This window comes from Leifsonia sp. Root227, assembly GCF_001428745.1.
Lineage (GTDB): Bacteria > Actinomycetota > Actinomycetes > Actinomycetales > Microbacteriaceae > Leifsonia.
On record NZ_LMIO01000004.1, the window covers coordinates 534,236 to 552,989 of the forward strand.

Annotated in this window: 22 protein-coding genes and 1 tRNA gene; 14 read left to right on the forward strand and 9 right to left on the reverse strand. The window is 68.6% G+C overall.

Annotation, left to right across the window (positions count from 1 at the left end):
* Positions 1–91: 91 nt before the first annotated feature.
* From ASE16_RS17310 to ASE16_RS17320, 3 genes are all read right to left on the reverse strand, one after another.
* Positions 92–162 (reverse strand) — tRNA-Gly (locus tag ASE16_RS17310).
* 44 nt (positions 163–206) lie between these two features.
* Entirely contained in the window at positions 207–746 is a 540-nt protein-coding gene (locus ASE16_RS17315; protein WP_055898980.1) for a DUF6611 family protein, read from the reverse strand.
* A 133-nt stretch (positions 747–879) separates the two neighbouring features.
* Positions 880–1,296 (reverse strand): hypothetical protein, encoded by a 417-nt coding sequence (locus ASE16_RS17320; protein WP_055897988.1) that lies wholly within the window; start codon positions 1,294–1,296, stop codon positions 880–882.
* Positions 1,297–1,398: 102 nt separating this feature from the next.
* Here ASE16_RS17320 and dcd point away from each other — a divergent pair, with 102 nt between their 5' ends.
* From dcd to ASE16_RS17335, 3 genes are read left to right on the forward strand one after another with little or no spacing between them, the layout of a single operon-like run.
* The gene (gene dcd / locus ASE16_RS17325) at positions 1,399–2,004 is read left to right on the forward strand and encodes a dCTP deaminase (protein WP_055897992.1); all 606 of its coding nucleotides are present in this window, start codon (positions 1,399–1,401) and stop codon (positions 2,002–2,004) included.
* Between the two features lie 39 nt (positions 2,005–2,043).
* Positions 2,044–2,571 carry a hypothetical protein gene (locus ASE16_RS17330; protein WP_055897995.1) on the forward strand — a complete coding sequence of 176 codons (528 nt, stop codon included), beginning with the start codon at positions 2,044–2,046 and terminating at the stop codon, positions 2,569–2,571.
* Between the two features lie 5 nt (positions 2,572–2,576).
* The gene (locus tag ASE16_RS17335; protein WP_082581552.1) at positions 2,577–3,620 is read left to right on the forward strand and encodes an alpha/beta hydrolase; all 1,044 of its coding nucleotides are present in this window, start codon (positions 2,577–2,579) and stop codon (positions 3,618–3,620) included.
* 100 nt (positions 3,621–3,720) lie between these two features.
* On the opposite strand, the gene idi is transcribed toward ASE16_RS17335, so the two are convergent.
* A complete protein-coding gene (gene idi / locus ASE16_RS17340) occupies positions 3,721–4,272 on the reverse strand; it encodes an isopentenyl-diphosphate Delta-isomerase (RefSeq protein WP_055897999.1) in 552 nt (183 codons plus the stop codon).
* Positions 4,273–4,358: 86 nt separating this feature from the next.
* Here idi and ASE16_RS17345 point away from each other — a divergent pair, with 86 nt between their 5' ends.
* The gene (locus ASE16_RS17345) at positions 4,359–4,805 is read left to right on the forward strand and encodes an SRPBCC family protein (RefSeq protein WP_055898001.1); all 447 of its coding nucleotides are present in this window, start codon (positions 4,359–4,361) and stop codon (positions 4,803–4,805) included.
* A gap of 67 nt (positions 4,806–4,872) precedes the next feature.
* Here the strand turns inward: ASE16_RS17345 and ASE16_RS17350 are convergent, their stop codons facing one another.
* Entirely contained in the window at positions 4,873–5,811 is a 939-nt protein-coding gene (locus ASE16_RS17350; protein WP_055898004.1) for a hypothetical protein, read from the reverse strand.
* 60 nt (positions 5,812–5,871) lie between these two features.
* Between ASE16_RS17350 and ASE16_RS17355 the strand changes: the two genes are divergently transcribed.
* The 4 genes from ASE16_RS17355 to ASE16_RS17370 all read left to right on the forward strand — a co-directional run bounded on the left by ASE16_RS17355 (position 5,872) and on the right by ASE16_RS17370 (position 8,901).
* Positions 5,872–6,618, forward strand: a complete 747-nt coding sequence (locus tag ASE16_RS17355) for a MarR family winged helix-turn-helix transcriptional regulator (RefSeq protein ID WP_055898007.1) — start codon at positions 5,872–5,874, stop codon at positions 6,616–6,618.
* 142 nt (positions 6,619–6,760) lie between these two features.
* Positions 6,761–7,180 carry a YciI family protein gene (locus tag ASE16_RS17360; protein ID WP_055898010.1) on the forward strand — a complete coding sequence of 140 codons (420 nt, stop codon included), beginning with the start codon at positions 6,761–6,763 and terminating at the stop codon, positions 7,178–7,180.
* A 64-nt stretch (positions 7,181–7,244) separates the two neighbouring features.
* Entirely contained in the window at positions 7,245–8,453 is a 1,209-nt protein-coding gene (locus ASE16_RS17365) for an RNA polymerase sigma factor (protein WP_055898986.1), read from the forward strand.
* A 34-nt stretch (positions 8,454–8,487) separates the two neighbouring features.
* Positions 8,488–8,901, forward strand: a complete 414-nt coding sequence (locus ASE16_RS17370) for an NUDIX hydrolase (protein WP_055898013.1) — start codon at positions 8,488–8,490, stop codon at positions 8,899–8,901.
* A gap of 87 nt (positions 8,902–8,988) precedes the next feature.
* On the opposite strand, the gene ASE16_RS17375 is transcribed toward ASE16_RS17370, so the two are convergent.
* On the reverse strand, positions 8,989–10,491 hold the full coding sequence (locus ASE16_RS17375; RefSeq protein ID WP_082581599.1) for an MFS transporter: 1,503 nt from the start codon (positions 10,489–10,491) through the stop codon (positions 8,989–8,991).
* A 177-nt stretch (positions 10,492–10,668) separates the two neighbouring features.
* Between ASE16_RS17375 and ASE16_RS17380 the strand changes: the two genes are divergently transcribed.
* Positions 10,669–11,577 (forward strand): hypothetical protein, encoded by a 909-nt coding sequence (locus ASE16_RS17380; RefSeq protein WP_055898016.1) that lies wholly within the window; start codon positions 10,669–10,671, stop codon positions 11,575–11,577.
* Between the two features lie 81 nt (positions 11,578–11,658).
* Here ASE16_RS17380 and ASE16_RS17385 read toward each other — a convergent pair whose 3' ends face one another.
* The 3 genes from ASE16_RS17385 to ASE16_RS17390 all read right to left on the reverse strand — a co-directional run bounded on the left by ASE16_RS17385 (position 11,659) and on the right by ASE16_RS17390 (position 13,611).
* Positions 11,659–12,495 carry a MerR family transcriptional regulator gene (locus ASE16_RS17385; protein WP_235500569.1) on the reverse strand — a complete coding sequence of 279 codons (837 nt, stop codon included), beginning with the start codon at positions 12,493–12,495 and terminating at the stop codon, positions 11,659–11,661.
* A 125-nt stretch (positions 12,496–12,620) separates the two neighbouring features.
* Positions 12,621–12,764 (reverse strand): hypothetical protein, encoded by a 144-nt coding sequence (locus ASE16_RS19830; RefSeq protein ID WP_157480441.1) that lies wholly within the window; start codon positions 12,762–12,764, stop codon positions 12,621–12,623.
* Positions 12,765–12,870: 106 nt separating this feature from the next.
* Positions 12,871–13,611, reverse strand: a complete 741-nt coding sequence (locus tag ASE16_RS17390; RefSeq protein ID WP_055898994.1) for a GTP pyrophosphokinase family protein — start codon at positions 13,609–13,611, stop codon at positions 12,871–12,873.
* 36 nt (positions 13,612–13,647) lie between these two features.
* Between ASE16_RS17390 and ASE16_RS17395 the strand changes: the two genes are divergently transcribed.
* From ASE16_RS17395 to ASE16_RS17415, 5 genes are all read left to right on the forward strand, one after another.
* A complete protein-coding gene (locus ASE16_RS17395) occupies positions 13,648–14,280 on the forward strand; it encodes a hypothetical protein (protein WP_055898019.1) in 633 nt (210 codons plus the stop codon).
* A 234-nt stretch (positions 14,281–14,514) separates the two neighbouring features.
* A complete protein-coding gene (gene dnaK / locus ASE16_RS17400) occupies positions 14,515–16,377 on the forward strand; it encodes a molecular chaperone DnaK (RefSeq protein ID WP_055898022.1) in 1,863 nt (620 codons plus the stop codon).
* A 2-nt stretch (positions 16,378–16,379) separates the two neighbouring features.
* On the forward strand, positions 16,380–17,093 hold the full coding sequence (locus ASE16_RS17405; RefSeq protein WP_055898025.1) for a nucleotide exchange factor GrpE: 714 nt from the start codon (positions 16,380–16,382) through the stop codon (positions 17,091–17,093).
* Positions 17,094–17,218: 125 nt separating this feature from the next.
* Positions 17,219–18,208: a DnaJ C-terminal domain-containing protein gene (locus tag ASE16_RS17410; RefSeq protein ID WP_055898028.1), complete on the forward strand. Its 990-nt coding sequence runs from the start codon at positions 17,219–17,221 to the stop codon at positions 18,206–18,208.
* 2 nt (positions 18,209–18,210) lie between these two features.
* Positions 18,211–18,627, forward strand: a complete 417-nt coding sequence (locus ASE16_RS17415; protein WP_055898030.1) for a heat shock protein transcriptional repressor HspR — start codon at positions 18,211–18,213, stop codon at positions 18,625–18,627.
* The last annotated feature ends 127 nt before the right edge of the window (positions 18,628–18,754 follow it).

Sequence of the window (18,754 nt, forward strand, 5' to 3'; positions counted from 1 at the left end):
CCGGATTCGTTGCCGCATGCGCTCACGCTAGCGGGCGAGCGTGCGGGGCGGATAGCGGCTGAGTGCCGTTCGGGCGTGAGACCGGTAAGAGAGCGAGTGACGGGAATCGAACCCGCGCTATCAGCTTGGGAAGCTGAAGTTCTACCATTGAACTACACTCGCACGACCCAGGTTCCCAGTGAATATCTGGAATCCGAGTTGGATCCTCAGCGTACCCGGTCTGTGGTTTTTGGCCAAACCGCGGCCCGCTCGGCGGACGCCGGAAGCGTGTCGTACACCGCCGCCCACTCGGCCTCGTATGCGACGGGGTCGATGCGCCCGGCGCGGCGCTGCGTCTCCAGGTCGACGAGCCGGCGGCCGGCGGTGAGCAGGAGCTGGACGTCGCCGAACTCGCGGAGGCTTCCTCCGACGTACTCGGAGGCGGCGGTGACGACGTGGCAGCGGACGCGCAGGTCGTGGCTGAGCGCGGCCAGCACGAGGAACCCGGCGAGGTACACCGCCAGGGCCGTCGCCAGCGCCAGGACAGGACCCGCGTCGCTGAGCGGGATGAGCGCGAACAGGCAACCGACGGCGCCGACGATCGGCCACGCGTGGAAGGCATGCAGCAGGCGTCGCTCCCCGCGGCTGATGCCTGGCGGGTACACGGTCAGTCGCACGCGCTGCCAGATGCCCCTGCTCAGCGGGGACACGTCGATCGTGCCCCAGAGGGCGCGGCCTTCGGCGATTCGTCTCAGGACCTCGTTCACGCTTTCAGCGTGCGCCGGTTCCTGCATGCCATGGCCGATCCTTGCGATGTCCTTACGGCGACGGAGGGGACGCTAACGGTTCCCCGACGGATGGGTCGACAACCACCACCGACACCCGACCCCCGACCCGGCCTCAGCGCGCGGCGGCGGTCCGCAGGAGCTCGGCGATCCGCGTCCTCTCCGCGTCGCCCATTCCGGTGATCGCGTAGCCGACGGGCCACAGCGTGCCGTCGTCGAGTTTCGCCGCCTGCTGGAACTCCAGGGTGGCGTAGCGGATTTTGAACTTGGCGCCCGGCTTGAACGCCACGACGATCTTGCCGTCCGCGTCGGCGTATGCGGGCATCCCGTACCAGGTTTTCGCGGCGAGCGACGTGTTCTCGGCGACGAGCGCGTGGAACGCCTCGGCGAGGTCCTTGTCGGTGCCCGTCATGGCGGCGATGGCCGCGTCGCACGCTGCCGCGGCGTCTGCGCCCTCCTGTGCTGCCTTCTTCTCGGCGACGGCGGCCTTGATGGCGGCCTTCTCCTCTTTGCTGAACGTCGTGGTGGCCATGATGCCCCTCCCTTTCCGGTCTGCACACAATCTAAGACGGCCGTAGGAGCGAACGCTTCTCCGATCCTGCTCGATCGTCGTCTCCGCCGATAGGCTGATCCCGTGCTTCTCTCAGACCGCGACATCAAGGCCGAGCTCGGCTCCGGACGCATCGCCCTCGAACCGTTCGACGGGGCCATGGTCCAGCCGTCGAGCGTCGACGTGCGGCTCGATAGGTTCTTCCGCCTGTTCGACAACCACAAGTACCCGTTCATCGACCCTGCAGAGGATCAGCCGGAGCTCACCAGGCTGGTCGAAGTGGATGCGGACCAGCCGTTCATCCTGCACCCTGGCGAGTTCGTGCTCGGCTCCACCTTCGAGCTGGTCTCTTTGCCGGATGACGTCGCGGCGCGGCTAGAAGGCAAGAGCTCGCTCGGGCGTCTCGGCCTGCTGACGCACTCCACCGCCGGGTTCATCGACCCCGGCTTCTCCGGTCACGTCACGCTGGAGCTCAGCAACGTCGCCACCCTGCCGATCAAGCTCTGGCCCGGCATGAAGATCGGCCAGATGTGCTTCTTCCGGCTCACCTCGCCGGCCGAGCGGCCGTACGGGTCGAGCGAGTACAGCTCGCGCTACCAGGGCCAGCGCGGCCCGACGGCGTCGCGGTCGTACCTCAACTTCCACCGCACAGACGTGTCGACGACAGAGGCGGGTCGCACCGCAGGCTGATCCCGTCCGTCCGTCCCATTCGTCCTGGAGGGCAGAACCATGAGCGAGTCGACAGACGCAGCGTTCGCGCGGGCACTCGTGGCGTCGGGTCCGACGCCCGTCCGGCCACAACGGATGCAGTTGTTCGGTCAGCTGGTCGGCAGCTGGCGGGCGGAGTGCCGGTTCCTCGACGAGGAGTCGGGCGCGTGGGCGGAGTTCACCACCGACTGGTTGTTCGCGTACACGCTGGGAGGTCGAGCAGTTCAGGATGTGCTGGTCGCCCCGAGCGCGTCCGACCCGACCATGACGGAGGCGAAGGGCACCACCATCCGCGTCTACGACCCCGTCCTCGGGCTCTGGCGGGTGAGCTGGTTCGGCGCGGTCGCCGGTGACTTCTGCACGCTGGTCGCGAGCGCCCACCACCGCGACGGTATCCGGCAGGACGGCACGCAGACCGATGGCCGCCCGATCCGCTGGAACTTCAGCAGCATCACCGACGACTCCTTCTCGTGGGACGGCTGGGTGTCCGACGACGAAGGAAAGACCTGGTGGCTCGAACAGCACATCGACGCCACCCGCAACGGCTGACAGCAGTGGGGAAGCGATCGCGCAAACGCTGGTACGACAGCGTCCCGTCCGTCCTGTTCACCGCGCTCGGCCTCGCGCTCGCCACCCTCGCCGTTGTCGCGTTCGTCAACCCGTGGCCGTCCGCCCTCCTGATCCGGGCGCTGTTCGAGCGCGGTGCGGCGCAGACCGTCGCCGAGATGGAACCGTACGTGCCGCGCAACGGGGTGGATGCGCGCCGCGACATCTCCTACGGCGACGCCGGCTCGGACACCACCCTCGATGTGTTCACACCGGCAGGCGAATCCACCCCGCTCACCACGGTGGTGTGGATCCACGGCGGGGCGTGGATCTCCGGCGACAAGTCCAACGTCGACCCATACCTGCAGCTGCTCGCATCGCACGGCTACGCGGCGGTCGGCCTCAACTACACGATCTCGCCGGAGACCACGTACCCGACCGCGCTGACCCAGCTCAACGACGCCCTCGGATTCCTCGTCGAGCACGCGGCCGAATACGGCATCGACCCGGAGAGCATCGTGCTTGCCGGTGACTCCGCCGGCTCGCAGTACGCGTCCCAGCTCGCCACCATGGTGACCAACCCGGCGTACGCCGAGCGCGTCGGCATCGCCCCGAAACTCACGGCAGACCAGCTCAGGGCGGTCATCCTCAACTGCGGCATCTACGACGTGCGCGGCATCCCGAACGCTCCGGGCATCGGAGGCTGGGGTTTCCGGGTGGCGCTCTGGTCGTACCTGGGCGAGAAAGACTGGTCGGACACCGCAGGAGGCAGGGACATGTCCACCATCGAATACGTCACGGCCGACTTCCCGACCACCTGGATCTCCGGAGGCAACGGCGACCCGCTCACGAACAGCCAATCGAAGCCGCTGGCGAAGAAACTCGCCGGGCTGGGAGTGGAGGTGACGAGCGTCTTCTATCCGGAGGACGAGTCGCCGGCCCTCCCGCACGAGTACCAGTTCCACCTGAACTTCGCGAAGGCGAGGTCGGCGCTCCTGTCGACGGTCGACTTCCTCGACACGGTCAGCGCGCGGACGAAGAACTCCGACTGACCGATGCCGGGGCCGGCATACGGGCGCGGTAGTTATCCACAGTCAATTACACAGGTGGAAATAGTGAGGGCGTTTCACTCTTCAGCGACGGCCGGGATGCTCAGAGCTGATCCGACGCCTCGATGCTGGCGTCCGCATACAGAGCGGGCAGCTGCAGCGTGAGCCACGGGCTGAACGCCCAGGGTGTCGCCTCCACCGCGCCGAGCAGCGTGCGGGGGTCCACCCAGTGCCACTCGGCCACTTCGCTCGGCTCCGGGGCGAGCTCGCCGCTGATCGTGGCCGTGTACACGGGGCAGACCTCGTACTCGACGATGCCGCCCGCATCCACTGCCCGGTAGCGGAAATCGGGGAGCACGACCGCGACGTTCTCGATGGCGACGCCCAGCTCCTCACCCGCCCTGCGTCGGATGGCATCCTCGAACCCCTCGCCGGGGGCGGGGTGCCCGCAGAACGAGTTCGTCCACACGCCGGGCCAGGTCAGCTTGCCCAGCGCGCGGCGGGTGACCAGGATGCGACCGTCGCCGTCGAACAGGTGGCACGAGAACGCCAGGTGCAGCGGCGTGTCCGTGGTGTGGACGGTCGCCTTGTCTGCGACGCCGATCGGGGTGCCGTCGTCGGCGAGCAGGACGACCTCTTCGCGGGATGCGGTCATGGGTCCATTCTCGCTGATCGGCGGGACCGGAGTGCCATCGCGCCCTGCCATTCAGGACGGGTAGGGAACTCCCCTATATTCGAAGCGTGCCGAAGCCGAAAGAGACGATCGTGACCATCGACATCGCCGCGAGCCCCGACCGCGTCTTCGCAGCTCTCGCCGACCTGGACGGCTATCCCGGCTGGCTGCCGCGCACCAGGACGAGCGCGTCCGGCGCCGCTGTCGGGAAGGGGACCGCGTACACCGACGCCAGCCTGATCGGCACGGCGCACGGCACCGTCCTCGAGTACGAACCGGTCCGGCTCCTCGTCTTCCAGCAGAAGGCGGCCCCGAAGCGATCAGGCGGCAGTGCTCTGTCGATCACGATTCGCTACGAACTGACGCCGATCGAGGGCGGCACGCGGGTGGTCCGCACCGGCGCCATGGTGGCGAGCGGCCTCATCCGCGCGGTTGGCCCCCTCGCCGCTTCCGCCATAGCGTCGGAGAACCGACGGACCCTCCGGGTGCTGAAGGAGCACCTGGAACAGCGGTAGAGACGGCGGGAGCGCGGCGAGTGGGACCACGACGGTGGCTGCGCCCGATCGGACGGGCGCACAGCTGTCACTTCTCCTGCGATGGAGAGCTGCCGTCCGGCGCGGAGGTGTCGTCGGCCGGTGCCGGTGCCGGTGCCGGTGCCGGTGCTGCTGCCGCTGGGGCGTCCTCCGGTGCGGACTTCTCGTGCCAGCCGAGGTTGCGCGCCATCGCCTCGAGGGTGGAGATGGTGGTCGCGTAGTCCGCCTCGCTGATCCCGGAGGTCATCGAGGTGCGAAGGCCCTGGATGCGATCACGGGCCGACTCGTGCGCCGCACGTCCGGCGTCGGTCAGCTCGACCACCTCGTTGCGGTCGCCCGACAGGGTGACCCAGCCTCGCTCCACGAAGTCGGCGATGGTCGCCTCGACGCGGGATGCGCGCGATGGGCGACGGGCGGCGCCGTGCGGGTGCTCGTGGCCGTGATGGCCGTGGTGGTCGTGCTGGCTGTGGGTGTCGCGCGTGTGCTCGTCGTCGTGGTGGCGCCGGTGACCGTGGCAGGCTGCGTCGGCGTGCGCGAAGCCTTCCGGGCGGTGGTGCTCGCCAGGGCCGAAGCCGCGCCCCTCGCCAGGGCCGAAGCCGTGCCGCTCGCCTGGGCCGAAGCCGTGCCGCTCACGCAGCTCCTCGAACCGCTGCTGTCGCTGCTCCCAGAACGCTGCGCGTTCCTCGTCGGTCGCGAACCGCGGGTGTCCGAAGCGTCCGCGGCCTGAACCGCCTCGCTCGCCGCCGCGGAACCCGTACTGGCCGCGGGCGAACCCGCCTCGGCCGCGTCCGCCGCGACCGGGCGGAAGTGTGGCTGCGATGTCGTCGACGCTGGTCGCGCCGTCGGCGATCGTGTTGAGGACCCGCCAGCTTCCGCGGCGCAGGTCGTAGCCGGAGAGCTCGTGGCGCATCCGGTGGCGGAGCTCGTGCTCGATGACCCCGAACCAGTAGCCGGGGGGTGTCGTGTGTGTATTCGTATCGGTGTTCATCAGGAACCCTTTCCTATTGCATGTACTGTTACAAGCAGTTGTATGATTACATACATGGAAATGAATGGTCAAGTCCCCGAATCCGATTCGCAGGATGCGGACATCGTGGCGCTCGTCGAGCAGTCCCTGATGGCCGTCCGTCACGATCAGTCGCGCCGCAGGATGCACGGAGGGCCGCCGTCGCACGGAATGCCTGGCCGTCCTCCGTGGCAGGAGGGCGTCGGCCACGGCCATCGCGGTGGCCAGGGCTGGGCGGGTCACGGCGGTCGCCACGGCTTCGATGCGCAGGACGGCGAGGCGGAGGACGCCTCCCGCGGCCGGTTCCCCGGCGGCGCGCCAGGCTCCGCCCCCGGCGATGGCTCCGTTCCCGGCGCGGGCTACGTCCCCGGCGGCTTCCCCGGCTTCGGCGACTCAGGCCGCCAGGCCCCCGGCCGTCGAGGCCGCCCGGACGGCTCCCTCGGCCGCGCCGCGCGCTTCCGGATGCTCGACGTGCTCGAAGCGGCGGAACGCGAGGGCGCGACGTACTCCATCAGCACCCTGGCACCGGCGATCGGCGTCGACCAGCCGCGCGCGAGCAGGCTCGTTCAGGAGGCTGTCGACCGCGGCCTCGTGAGCAGGGTGACCGATCCGGCCGATGCACGACGCACCCTCATCCAGTTGACGGCAGCGGGGCGCAAGCAGATCTCCGAGGTGCGCAACCACCGGCGTTCGGCGGTCGAGCAGGCACTCGAGGCATTCACGCCGGAGGAAGCGCGGACCTTCGCCGACTTGTTCGCACGATTCGTGCGGGCGTGGCCGCGCGACTGAGCACGTATCGCATCGCCAGCAGGCGAGCATCCCTCCACACCACGGCCTCCCGAAGAAACTTTCCACATCCTGTCGATCGGGGGTCGCGCCGTTCGACCTCTGGATGAAAAGGTCGAAAGGACCTCGAACCAAGGAGAAGACAATGCCCAAGTACATGCTCATCCTGCGACCGACCGAGGCGTCGATGGCTGCCTTCGCGAACGTCGATTTCGAAGAGATCCTCAACGCAATGGGGCAGTTCAACGACGAACTCATCCGGGCGGGCGTCCTGCTCGCAGCCGAGGGGCTCGCCGACCCGAGTGAGGGTGTCGTCGTCGACTTCACGGGTGAGACTCCCGTGGTCACCGACGGCCCGTATGGGGAGACCCGCGAACTGTTCAACGGCTACTACATCCTCGACGTCGCGTCGGCGCAGGAGGCCGTCGAGTGGGCCAAGCGCGCACCGATGATGTCCGGCAGCATCTGCGAGATCCGCCGGGTGCCGACGATCGACGAGTTCCCGCAGGACAACGTATGGATCCAGAAGGAACGCGCCTGGCGCGAGCAGACCGGCCAGCTCTGAGGCACCCCGGCACCCTGTGACCACCAGCACAGCAGCGCGCGCGGCCGTCGAGGCCGTGTGGCGGATGGAGTCGGCGAGGATCGTCGGCGCCCTCGCCCGCTACGCCGGCGACTTCGCGCTCGCTGAAGACCTGGCCCAGGAGGCGCTCGCCGAGGCGCTCGTCTCCTGGGCGGTCGACGGCGTGCCTGCTCAACCCACCGGCTGGCTGCTCACCGTCGGCCGCCGCCGCGCGATCGACTCGTTCCGCAGGAGGGCGGCGCGCGACGACCGGTATGCGCTGCTCGCGCGCGACCTGGAGGAGACGCAACCCGGCGTCGATGCCCTGTTCGACCCAGGGGCCATCGACGACGACGTGCTCGCCCTGATGTTCGTGAGCTGCCACCCCGTCCTGTCCAGGGAGGCGCGCATCGCGCTCACGCTGCGCGTGGTCGGCGGTCTCACCAGCGACGAGATCGCGCGGGCGTTCCTGGTGCCGGTGCCGACCATCCAGGCCAGGATCACCCGCGCCAAGAAGACGCTTTCGGCCGCGAGGGTCCCGTTCGCGGTGCCGGAGCCCGCCGAGCGAGGCGAACGCCTGGGATCGGTGCTGCAGGTGGTCTACCTGATCTTCTCGGAAGGGTCGTTCGCCTCCACGGGCGACACCTGGATGCGCACCGACCTCGCCGACGAGGCCCTCCGCCTCGCCAGGGTGCTCGTGCGTCTGGCGCCGGAGCCGGAGGCGTTCGGGCTGCTGGCGCTGATGGAGCTGACGGCGGCGCGCTTCCCCGCCAGAATGGATGCGGACGGCGAGCCTGTATTGCTGGAGGACCAGGACAGACGGCTCTGGGACACGGCAGCCATCCGGCGGGGACGGGCCGCGCTCGCGCACGCGGCGTCGGCAGGCAGAGGGCTCGGCGCATACGGCCTGCAGGCCTCGATCGCCGAGTGTCACGCTGTGGCGTCGTCGGTGGCGGAGACGGACTGGAATCGCATCGTCCTCCTCTACGACGCGCTCGCTCAGCTCGCGCCGTCTCCGGTGGTCGAGCTGAATCGCGCGGTCGCCGTCGCCATGGCGGACGGCCCGGCCGCCGGTGTCGCGCTCGTGGACGCGATGATCGAACGGGGGGAGCTCGCCGGCTCCTCCCTGCTCCCTGCGACGCGTGGCGAGCTGCTCGCCCGCCTGGGGCGACGGGATGCGGCGGCCGCGGCCCTCGAGGAGGCGCTCGCCCTCAGCCCGTCCCCATCGGAACGGACGGCCATCGTCGCCAAGCTCGACAGGCTGCGCTCCGGGTGACGCGCGTGGCTGGGCGGCTCGCTACGCTCGTTCCATGTCTCACCCCGTCATCACCGTCTCCGCGGTCGCGTTCGTCCGGGGGGACGGCGACGTCCTCACTGTCCGCAAGAAGGGCACGTCGCGGTTCATGCTGCCGGGTGGCAAGCCGGAACCGGGCGAGTCAGCGGCGGAGGCCGCCGTGCGCGAGGTGCGGGAGGAGGTCGGCATCGTCCTCGCCCATAGTGAGCTGCGGCTGCTCGGCGCTTGGGAGGCCGACGCGGCGAACGAGCCGGGCCACATCCTCGACGCGACGGTGTTCACGGCCGACCTCACGGGCATCCCCGTTGCGGCCGCCGAGATCGCAGAGCTGCGCTGGTCGAGCCAGGCCGACCCGCTCGGCGACCTCGCCCCGCTCCTCCGCGACCGCGTCATCCCCGCCCTCGCCCAGCTCCCCGATCGTCGAGTCTGAACTTCTTCAGGCGACACGCCGACCCCGGGTGTGAACAACTCCGGGCTCGATGATGGCGCGAAGGGGGCCGGGCAGGGCGCCGGGCGGTCAGCGCGTGGCGCGCACCGGGATGAGCAGCGCGAGGCCCGCGGCGAGCACGAGGACGATGCCGAGGATGCCCCAGTACTGGGCGCCGCCGACCGCGACGAACGTCGCGAACAGCAGCGGCGCCAGGAATGAGACGGCGCGTCCGGTCGTGGCGTATAGCCCGAACACCTCGCCCTCCCTGCCGGCGGGCGTGACCCTGGCGAGGAAGGTGCGGCTCGCCGACTGCGCAGGCCCGACGAACAGGCAGAGCACGAGTCCGCCGATCCAGAACGCGGTCGCGCCGAGGTCGTGCGCGAAGAAGACGGCGAGCCCGGCGATCACCAGGCCGACCAGGGAGGTGACGATCACCGGCTTCGCCCCGAACCGGTCGTCGAAGCGGCCGGAAACGAACGTGCTGATACCGGCGACGACGTTCGCGGCGATGGCGAAGATGATGACGTCGCCGCTGCTGAACCCGAACGTGCCCTGCGCGAGGATACCGCCGAACGTGAACACGCCCACCAGGCCGTCACGGAACAGGGCTGATGCGATGAGGAACAGGACCGTGTTGCGGCTCTCCTTCCACAACCGTCCGATGTCGCGCACGAGCACGCCGTACGACTGGAAGAACCCCACCCGCGGTCGCCGGGAGCCGATTGGCATCTCCGGCACGGCGATCAGCACAGGGAGGGAGAAGATCAGCGTCCAGGCTGCCGCGATCAGGGCGATGATCCGGATGTTGAGGCCGGCGTCCTCGGTGACGTGGAACATCCCGCCCGTGCCGTCGTCGTTGCCGGTGACGAGGCCGAAGTAGACGATGAGGAGCAGGACGATGCCGCCGAGGTATCCGGCGCCCCAGCCGAATCCGCTGACCCTGCCGACCGTTTTCGGCGTCGACACCTGCACGAGCATCGCGTTGTAGTTGACGGTCGCGATCTCGTAGAAGATCGTGCCGATGGCGACAAGGATCACGCCGAACAGGAAGTAGCCAGGCGCGCCGACGACGAAGAACATCAGCGCCGTCATCACCACCACCACGCCCGTGTTGATGCCGAGCCACAGCTTGCGGCGGCCCGATCCGTCCGTGCGCTGGCCGAGCACCGGGGCGATCAGGGCGACGACGATGCCCGCGATGGCGAGTCCCCAGCCGAGCCCGCTCGACAGCGGCGCCTCGGCGGCGGTGACGGCGGCGTGGGCCGGTCCGCTGAGGTCGGTCTCCGCATCCCGTGCCGCGACGAGCGCCGGGTCGACGAACAGGCTGCCCGTCAGGTAGACGGTGAACACGAAGGTCGTGATGACGGCGTTGAACGCGGCCCCTCCCCAGTCCCAGAGCGCCCACGACACCACCTGACGACGAGGGATGCGGCGCTCGGCCGAGCTGTCGACGAACAGCGGAGACGCGGAGGTGACCAGGGCATCGGTGTTCGCGGGCGGGGGCCCGGCCGGCGTCGGGGTGCCTGGCGCTGACGGAGGCTGGGTGCCGCGGTCGGCGTCGTTGCCGTTCGCGCTCGGGGGAGTGCTCATGAGCACAGCGTATGGCGTCGGGGTTGCCGGTGGGTGAACCGCGCGCTCGTGGCGTGCCCCGTCCCGATGATCCGTGCGGACACGGTTATCGCCGCACCGCCGCCGCGGATAGGCTCGCGCCGAAGGTGCTCCGGACGTGCATATGTCCGGAGCGGCATACACGGCACGGAGGCTCACATGACGACGACGGCGAACCAGGTCCGACAGTACGGATGGGTGCGGCATCTGCTGCCCCGCATCGTGATCGGAGCGCTCATCGCTGCCGCGCTGGTGGGCGTCTACGCGGTGGTGATCGGCCGGTTCGACGAGACCTGCTGGCGGCTGATCGGCACGATCGCGCTGCTGGTCTTCTTCTCCCTGGTGTCCTGGTACGACGCCGACGTGTCCGCCAGGCGAGCGGCCTGGTTCGGCGTGGTGAGCGTGATCACGTCCGCGTACCTGCTGATGGCGGGGCTGGCGAAGATCTGGGTGCCCGTCGCGGTCAACCCGGACGACCCGTTCGCGCACGGGCCGTGGTGGGAGCCGTTCGCGTGGATCGCCCTGGTGATCGTGACGCGGCTCGGGCTCCTGCACATCCACCTGGTCCTGAACACGCAGCGGCGCTTCACCGGCCCGGTGATGAGCAAGGTCACCGTGGCGACACTGCTCCTCGTCGCGCTGCTCACCCTCGGGCTGTCCGTTCCGCTCGCGCTGCCGAGCGTCGACTTCGGCGAGACGTATTGGCGCCTGATGGCGGTGGTGGCGATCCTGGATGCCCTCGGCACCATCCTGATCCCGCTCACGTACACACTCTTCGGGCCGAAGCGGGAGAGGCCGCAGCCGTGGCCGCCCCAGCAGCCGGGCGCGTTCGCGCAGCCGACGGCCCCTCAGCCCGCGCCCCCCACCGCGACGCAGGCGCCCCAAACCGCGTTCGCAGCGGTTCCCGCCGCATCCCAGGTCCCCACCGCAACCCCGCCGACCGCCGCGTACCCCCGGCTCGACGTGGCCGGCGGCCTCCGGCTGGAGTGGCCGCGCTACATCAGCGGCCAGCCGCTCCCAGTGACGTCGGACGGCTCTCCCGACTTCACGGGCGTCGTCGGCTACTGACGCTCACGAGCAGCGCGGGCCGACGGAGGTTCGGGGGCCGAACGAGAACGAGAAGGGGCGGCAGCGTCGAACGATCCTCGATCAGGAGGCCCGTTCGACGGGCGCTTGGAGCTCGGTCAGCCAGTCGGGGCCCGGGACGTGGCCGGTGGCACGCATGTAAACCTCGCGGGTGGGGCCGATGACGCGGTATCCGTCGGCGACGAGACTCTCGATGAGCGCCATCCAGGAATCGCCGATGCCGGACATGTCGCCGTGGTGCATCAGTGTCGCGGCCAGGGGCACAGCAGGCAGCTCGACGACGTCATAGCCCTCGCCTGGCTGGGGAGGTGTCTCCGCCGGATAGGAGATGTTCACCTCGAGCCGTTCATCGTCCCGGGGTTCGTACCAGAACGTCGAAGGCGCGAGGATCGGACGCCCCGCGGCCTCCAGAGCCTGGTCCAGTGAGCCGATGAGCGGCCCGACGACCGGCCCCACGAGTTCTGGCCCCATCCCGGGCGCGGTGCCGCTGACGGCGTAGACGGTGAGCGCCTCGAGGGGGCGGTACTCGACGAGTGTGGACATGATTTCCGTTCCTTCCAAAATGTTGAGGCGCCGCTCGAGCCGATCGAGCCGTTCGCGGTCCTGGGCGATTCCCGCCACCAGCTCCGTCCGGCGTTGCCGCAGCGTGGCCGTCAGGGCGGGCCGCGGGTCGGCGGAGGCGAGCACGGCGGCGATGGCGTCCAGGCCGATCCCGAGCTGTCGCAGCTCGACGATCAGGAGCAGGCTCGCAAGCTGCACGTCCGAATAGAAGCGGTACCCGTTGTTCTCGTCGACATGTGCAGGCGGCAGCAGGCCGATCGCGTCGTAGTGCCGCAGCATCCGCACGCTGATTCTCCCGATCGCCGCGAATTCCCCGATTGTGTACATGATGGAGGCCACGCTCCAGCCTGACACGGTGTGAGGGTCAAGTCCCATAGCCGCTCGACCTCACAGCGGTCCATGGAATGCAAGCTCGTTTCGTCGCTGGCGTCCGGCCGCGCCGTACTGTCGTGGAGCATGAGCGGCTACGTCACCGGTCCAGCAACGGACTTCTCCCTGCGCATCCGTGCCGTCGCCCCGCTGCGCGTCCACGGACAGGACGTGCACGACGGTGGCAGGTCGGTCACCGGATGCCCGAACATGCGCGAGGCGATGATCTGCTGCTTCACTTCTTCTCGTTCAGGTCGATCGGCCCGCGGGGGAGAGCTCACATGTTCGATGAGTCTGCGTGTGGACTGGGTCCAGGGACGAGCAGGGCAGGTCCCGCCTTGGCGGCTAGATCGCGATCGGCAGCGTGTACTGGGTGCCGCCCTTGCCGCGCACCTGCCGGTGCAGGCTCTCCATCGTGATGTCGAGCTGGTTGGCCTTCACCGCGGCGTCGGTGAGGTCGCGGAGCAGTTCCTCCGGCACCTCGCCGTCGTACTTGTAGTAGATCTTGTGCTCCAGGCTGGCCCAGAAGTCCATCGCGACGGTGCGGATCTGGATCTCGACAGGAACAGCGATCGGTCCGTCAGACAGGAAGACCGGCACCTCCACGATCGCGTGCAGGCTCTTGTACCCGTTGGCCTTGGGATGCCCGATGTAGTCCTTCACGCGCAGCACGTTGACGTCCGCCTGCGCCGAAAGCAGCTCGAACACGTGGTACACGTCGGAGACGAAGCTGCAGACGATGCGGATGCCCGCGATGTCGGTGATCGACTCGCGGATCGCGTCGAACGACGGGTCGCACTGCTTGCGGATGATCTTCTGCTCGATGCTCTCCGCCGACTTGAGGCGGCTGGTGATGTGCTCGATCGGGTTGTAGTCGTGGAGCTCGGCGAATTCCTCGCGGAGGATCGACACCTTGGTCGAGATCTCGTCGATGCCGAACTTGTAGGGCATGATGAACCGCGCGAAGTCCGTGCGGAACGCCTGCACCTCGTCGAGCGTCGCCGCGTCGATGTTCTGCAGCGCCTCGATGGCGCGCGACGACAGCAGCGGTCCGTTGTGATCGACGGGAAGGGACTCCGAATCCATGAACAGCACGCTATCGACGGTCCTTGTGGAGGCGGTGTGAATTCGGGGGACACCGGCTTCCCGTACGAATCCCAGTGGGGCGATCCGCGCTGCAACGAGGCGCTGATCGTGCGCGGTGAGGACCCGGCAGCGCTGCACGACTGGGCGCGGGATGGGTACGCGTCCGCCGACGAGTACCGGTACTGGGCGCGTAATGTGTGCGGGCTGGCCTGCCTGCGCTCCGTGATGCGCGTCTGGCGTCCGGAGGCTGCGGATGCGACGATGCGCGACCTGATCGACGGCGCGACGGCGGCGGGCGCGCTGATCCCGGAGGCCGACACCGTCCGCGGGCTCTACTACCGCCCGTTCCTGTCCTGGATCGCCGCCGCGTTCGAGCTGGACGGCGAGGTGGTGGAGGGGTCGACAGCGCGCGAGCACTTCGAGCCCATCAGGCAGGCATCCACGAGGCGGGGCGTCGTCGCCATCGCGTCTGTCACGCCCGAGATCCGCTATCCGGAGCGGCAGAACGACCGGGTCGGCGGCCATCTCGTTCTCGTGCACGGCTTCGACGGCGAAACGGTCTCGTTCCACAACCCGTCGGGGATCGGCGCGACGGCAGCGGATGCGTCCCTCCCGGTCGACGACTTCCAGCGCTTCTACGCCGGGCGGGGGATGCTCGTCCGACGCTGAGCGCTCACGGCGCACCACCGCGCCCGGATCGTACTTCCCTGTCTCCAGCGCTTGTCATCTCTCGCAGTTTTCGGGAATGAACGACCGTCGTTCAAAGTTGAGTCAAGTGCGCTCAAGTTTTGGATCCTCGGCTTGACAGGTCCAGCAGTGGATGCAACACTTGAGTCGTCGGGACTCAACTCTTGACCCCAGATTTTTCAGCCACACAGTCAGCAACAAAAGGAGAAAGCACATATGTCACGTGCAGTAGGAATCGACCTCGGAACCACGAACTCCGTCGTCTCCGTCCTCGAGGGTGGCGAGCCCACCGTCATCGCCAACGCGGAGGGCTTCCGCACCACCCCGTCGGTCGTCGCGTTCACCAAGGACGGCGAGGTGCTCGTCGGCGAGACCGCCAAGCGCCAGGCCGTCACCAACGTCGACCGCACTATCGCGTCCGTCAAGCGCCACATGGGCACCGACTGGACCGTCGACATCGACGGCAAGAAGTACACGCCGCAGGAGATCTCGGCGCGCATCCTCGCCAAGCTCAAGAGGGACGCGGAGCAGTACCTCGGCGACACCGTCACGGATGCGGTCATCACCGTTCCCGCGTACTTCAACGACGCAGAGCGCCAGGCCACCAAGGAGGCCGGTGAGATCGCGGGCCTCAACGTGCTCCGGATCATCAACGAGCCCACCGCGGCCGCGCTCGCATACGGCCTCGACAAGGGCAAGGAAGACGAGCTCATCCTGGTCTTCGACCTCGGTGGCGGAACGTTCGACGTCTCCCTCCTCGAGGTGGGCAAGGACGACGACTTCTCGACCATCCAGGTCCGCGCCACCGCCGGCGACAACCGCCTCGGTGGAGACGACTGGGACCAGCGCATCGTCGAGTGGCTCATCAAGCGCTTCAAGGACTCGACCGGTGTCGACGTCTCCAAGGACAAGATCGCGCTGCAGCGCCTCAAGGAAGCTGCAGAGCAGGCCAAGAAGGAGCTGTCGTCGAGCATGTCGACGAGCATCCAGCTGCCGTACCTCTCGCTCACCGAGAACGGCCCGGCCAACCTCGACGAGACGCTCACCCGCGCCCAGTTCGAGCAGATGACCAGCGACCTCCTCGACCGCACCAAGAAGCCGTTCCAGGACGTCATCCGCGAGGCGGGCATCAAGGTGTCCGACATCGCGCACGTCGTGCTCGTCGGCGGTTCCACCCGCATGCCGGCCGTGAGCGAGCTGGTGAAGCAGGAGACCGGTGGACAGGAGCCCAACAAGGGCGTCAACCCTGACGAGGTCGTCGCCGTCGGCGCCGCCCTCCAGGCCGGTGTCCTCAAGGGAGAGCGCAAGGACGTCCTCCTCATCGACGTCACCCCGCTGAGCCTCGGTATCGAGACCAAGGGCGGCATCATGACGAAGCTGATCGACCGCAACACCGCGATCCCGACCAAGCGCAGCGAGACCTTCACGACCGCGGACGACAACCAGCCGTCCGTCGCCATCCAGGTCTTCCAGGGCGAGCGCGAGTTCACCCGCGACAACAAGCCGCTCGGCACGTTCGAGCTCACCGGTATCGCCCCGGCTCCCCGTGGCATCCCGCAGGTCGAGGTCACCTTCGACATCGATGCGAACGGCATCGTGCACGTGTCCGCCAAGGACAAGGGCACGGGCAAGGAGCAGTCGATGACGATCACCGGCGGCTCGTCGCTGCCGAAGGACGACATCGAGCGCATGGTGCGCGAGGCGGAGGAGCACGCCGCCGAGGACAAGAAGCGTCGTGAGACCGCCGAGACCCGCAACACGGCCGAGCAGCTCGCATACTCGATCGAGAAGCTGATCAAGGACAACGAGGACAAGCTCCCCGAGGACGTCAAGAACGAGGTCCAGGGCGACGTCGACGCGCTGAAGACCGCGCTCGCCGGAGATGACGAGGACGCAGTCAAGACCGCGTACGACAAGCTCAACGCGAGCCAGCAGAAGCTCGGAGAGGCGATCTACTCGTCCGCTCAGGCCGACGCGACCGCCGGTGAGCAGGCTCCTGCCGGTGACCAGCCCGCCGAGGAGAACTCGGACGAGGACGTCATCGACGCAGAGGTCGTCGAAGACGAGGAGAAGAAGTAACGATGTCGGACCAGAACCCCAACGGGCAGGGCGAAGACCCTGAGCGCGAGGAGCCGATCATCCGCGACAAGCGGAAGATCGACCCCGAGACCGGCAAGGTTCGGCAGCCGCAGGCCGGGCAGGATGGCCAGGACGGCGACGGTCAGGACGCCGGCGCAGCTTCCGGAGACGGAAGCGGCGCCGGCCCCGACCTCGCCCACGAGGAGCTCGTCGACGTCGGCCCGGCCGACGGGGACGACCTCGGGTCCCTCCTCTCCGACGACGACCTGGATCTGCTCAGCGGCCAGTCGACGGCGGACCAGCTCGCGGCGGAGCGACTCGCCGATCTCCAGCGCGTCACCGCGGAGTACGCGAACTATCGCAAGCGCACAGAGTCCAACCGCGAGCTCGAGCGGGAACGTGCGGTCGGCGACACGGTGAAGGGACTCCTTCCCGTGCTCGACGACCTCGACCGTGCTGAGAAGCACGGCGACCTCGAAGAGGGCAGCGCGTTCGCCACGATCGCGGCCAAACTGCGCACCACGGTGGAACGTCTCGGCCTCACGCCGTACGGCGAGAAGGGCGAGCCGTTCGATCCGCAGATCCACGAGGCGATCTTCCAGCAGCCGACCCCCGGCGTGACGGTGGACACCATCGCCGACGTGGTCGAGACGGGCTACCGGCTCGGCTCCACCACGGTGCGGGTGGCGAAGGTCGTCGTCGCGGTTCCGGCCTGACCCCCGACGGCCGGATGCACGTGACACGCGAAGCGGCGGGATACGCATCCCGCCGCTTCCGTGACGTGCGCCACGAATACATGCAGACTTCATACACACGACAACAGGCTTAGAAAGGAGGCGCCATGGCAAGCCAGGACTGGTTCGACAAGGACTTCTACAAGGTTCTCGGCGTCTCCAAAGACGTCACCCCAGCGGAGCTGAAGAAGGTCTACCGCAAGCTCGCGCGCAAGTACCACCCCGACTCCAATCCCGGCGACCCGGCCGCGGAGGCCAAGTTCAAGGAGATCAGCGAAGCGCATTCGGTGCTCGGCGATCCCGAGCAGCGCAAGGAGTACGACCAGATCCGCGCGATGGGCTCCGGTGCCCGCTTCACCGCGCCTGGCTCCGCAGGTCAGGGCGGCTTCGACGACGTCTTCGGCGGGATGTTCGGCCAGGGAGGAAGCCGAGGCTACAGCTACCAGCAGGGCGGCAACTTCGACGACGTGTTCGGGGGACTGTTCGGCCAGGGTGGAGGCGGCTTCGGCTCGTCAAGCGGAGGGTTCCGCGGCTACGGCGGACCGACGCGCGGCCGCGACGTGACCGCGCACACCACCATCGACTTCGTCACGGCCACCAAGGGCGAGACCATCACGCTGCAGGCCTCGGACGGCAAGCCGATCAAGGTCAAGATCCCTGCCGGCGTCGCAGACGGCCAGAAGATCAAGCTCCGCGGCAAGGGCCAGCCGAGCCCGGACGGCGGCGAGGCGGGCGACATCGTGCTCACCGTCACCGTGCGCAAGCACCCGGTGTTCGAGCGCGATGGCCTCAACCTGCGTGTGACCGTCCCCGTGACGTTCGCGGAGGCGGCCCTCGGGGCGACCATCGAGGTGCCGACCCTGGGCGGCGACCCCGTCAAGCTTCGCGTGGCGCCGGGAACGCCGAGCGGCCGCGTGCTGCGCGTCAAGGGCCGCGGTGTGCAGACGGCGAAGGGCACGGGCGACCTCCTCGCGGTGGTGCAGGTGGCGGTTCCTTCGCACCTCTCCCCGGAGGCTCAGGAGGCGCTGAAGGAGTTCGCTGCGAAGCTTCCAGACGAGAATCCCCGCGAAGATCTGCTCGCTAAGGCCCGCACCTGATCATGGATGAGAACAGCCAGGTCTTCGTGATCTCGATCGCGGCCGAACTGGCGGGGATGCATCCACAGACCCTCCGCCAGTACGACAGGCTCGGGCTGGTCAGCCCGAGCAGGACGGCAGGCAAGTCGCGCCGCTATTCGATGCGCGACGTCGCGAAGCTGCAGGAGATCGCGCGGCTCGGGGCGGAAGGTGTGAGCCTCGAGGGCATCCGGCGCATCCTGGACCTGGAGGATCAGGTCGGCGCGCTCACGAAACGGGTGCGCGAGCTCGAGACGGCGCTGGCGGACGAGCTGCTGAACCGGCCCGGCCACCGCGTCTTCGCGGCAGGCTCAGCGGGCGAGGTCATCTCGCTGCGCGCGGGCACGCGCGTCCGTCGCAGCAACCAGGTCGTCGTCTGGCGTCCCCTGGACCGCGACTGACGGCACCCATCACTCGTGCAGAAGGCGCGGTCGGCAGCACGCCGGCCGCGCCTTCCGCACGCGTGGACGGCCTCAGCCGATGGACGTCGGAGCGTCTAGGCTGTCAGCGGCGAGACGCGCCGCCCCA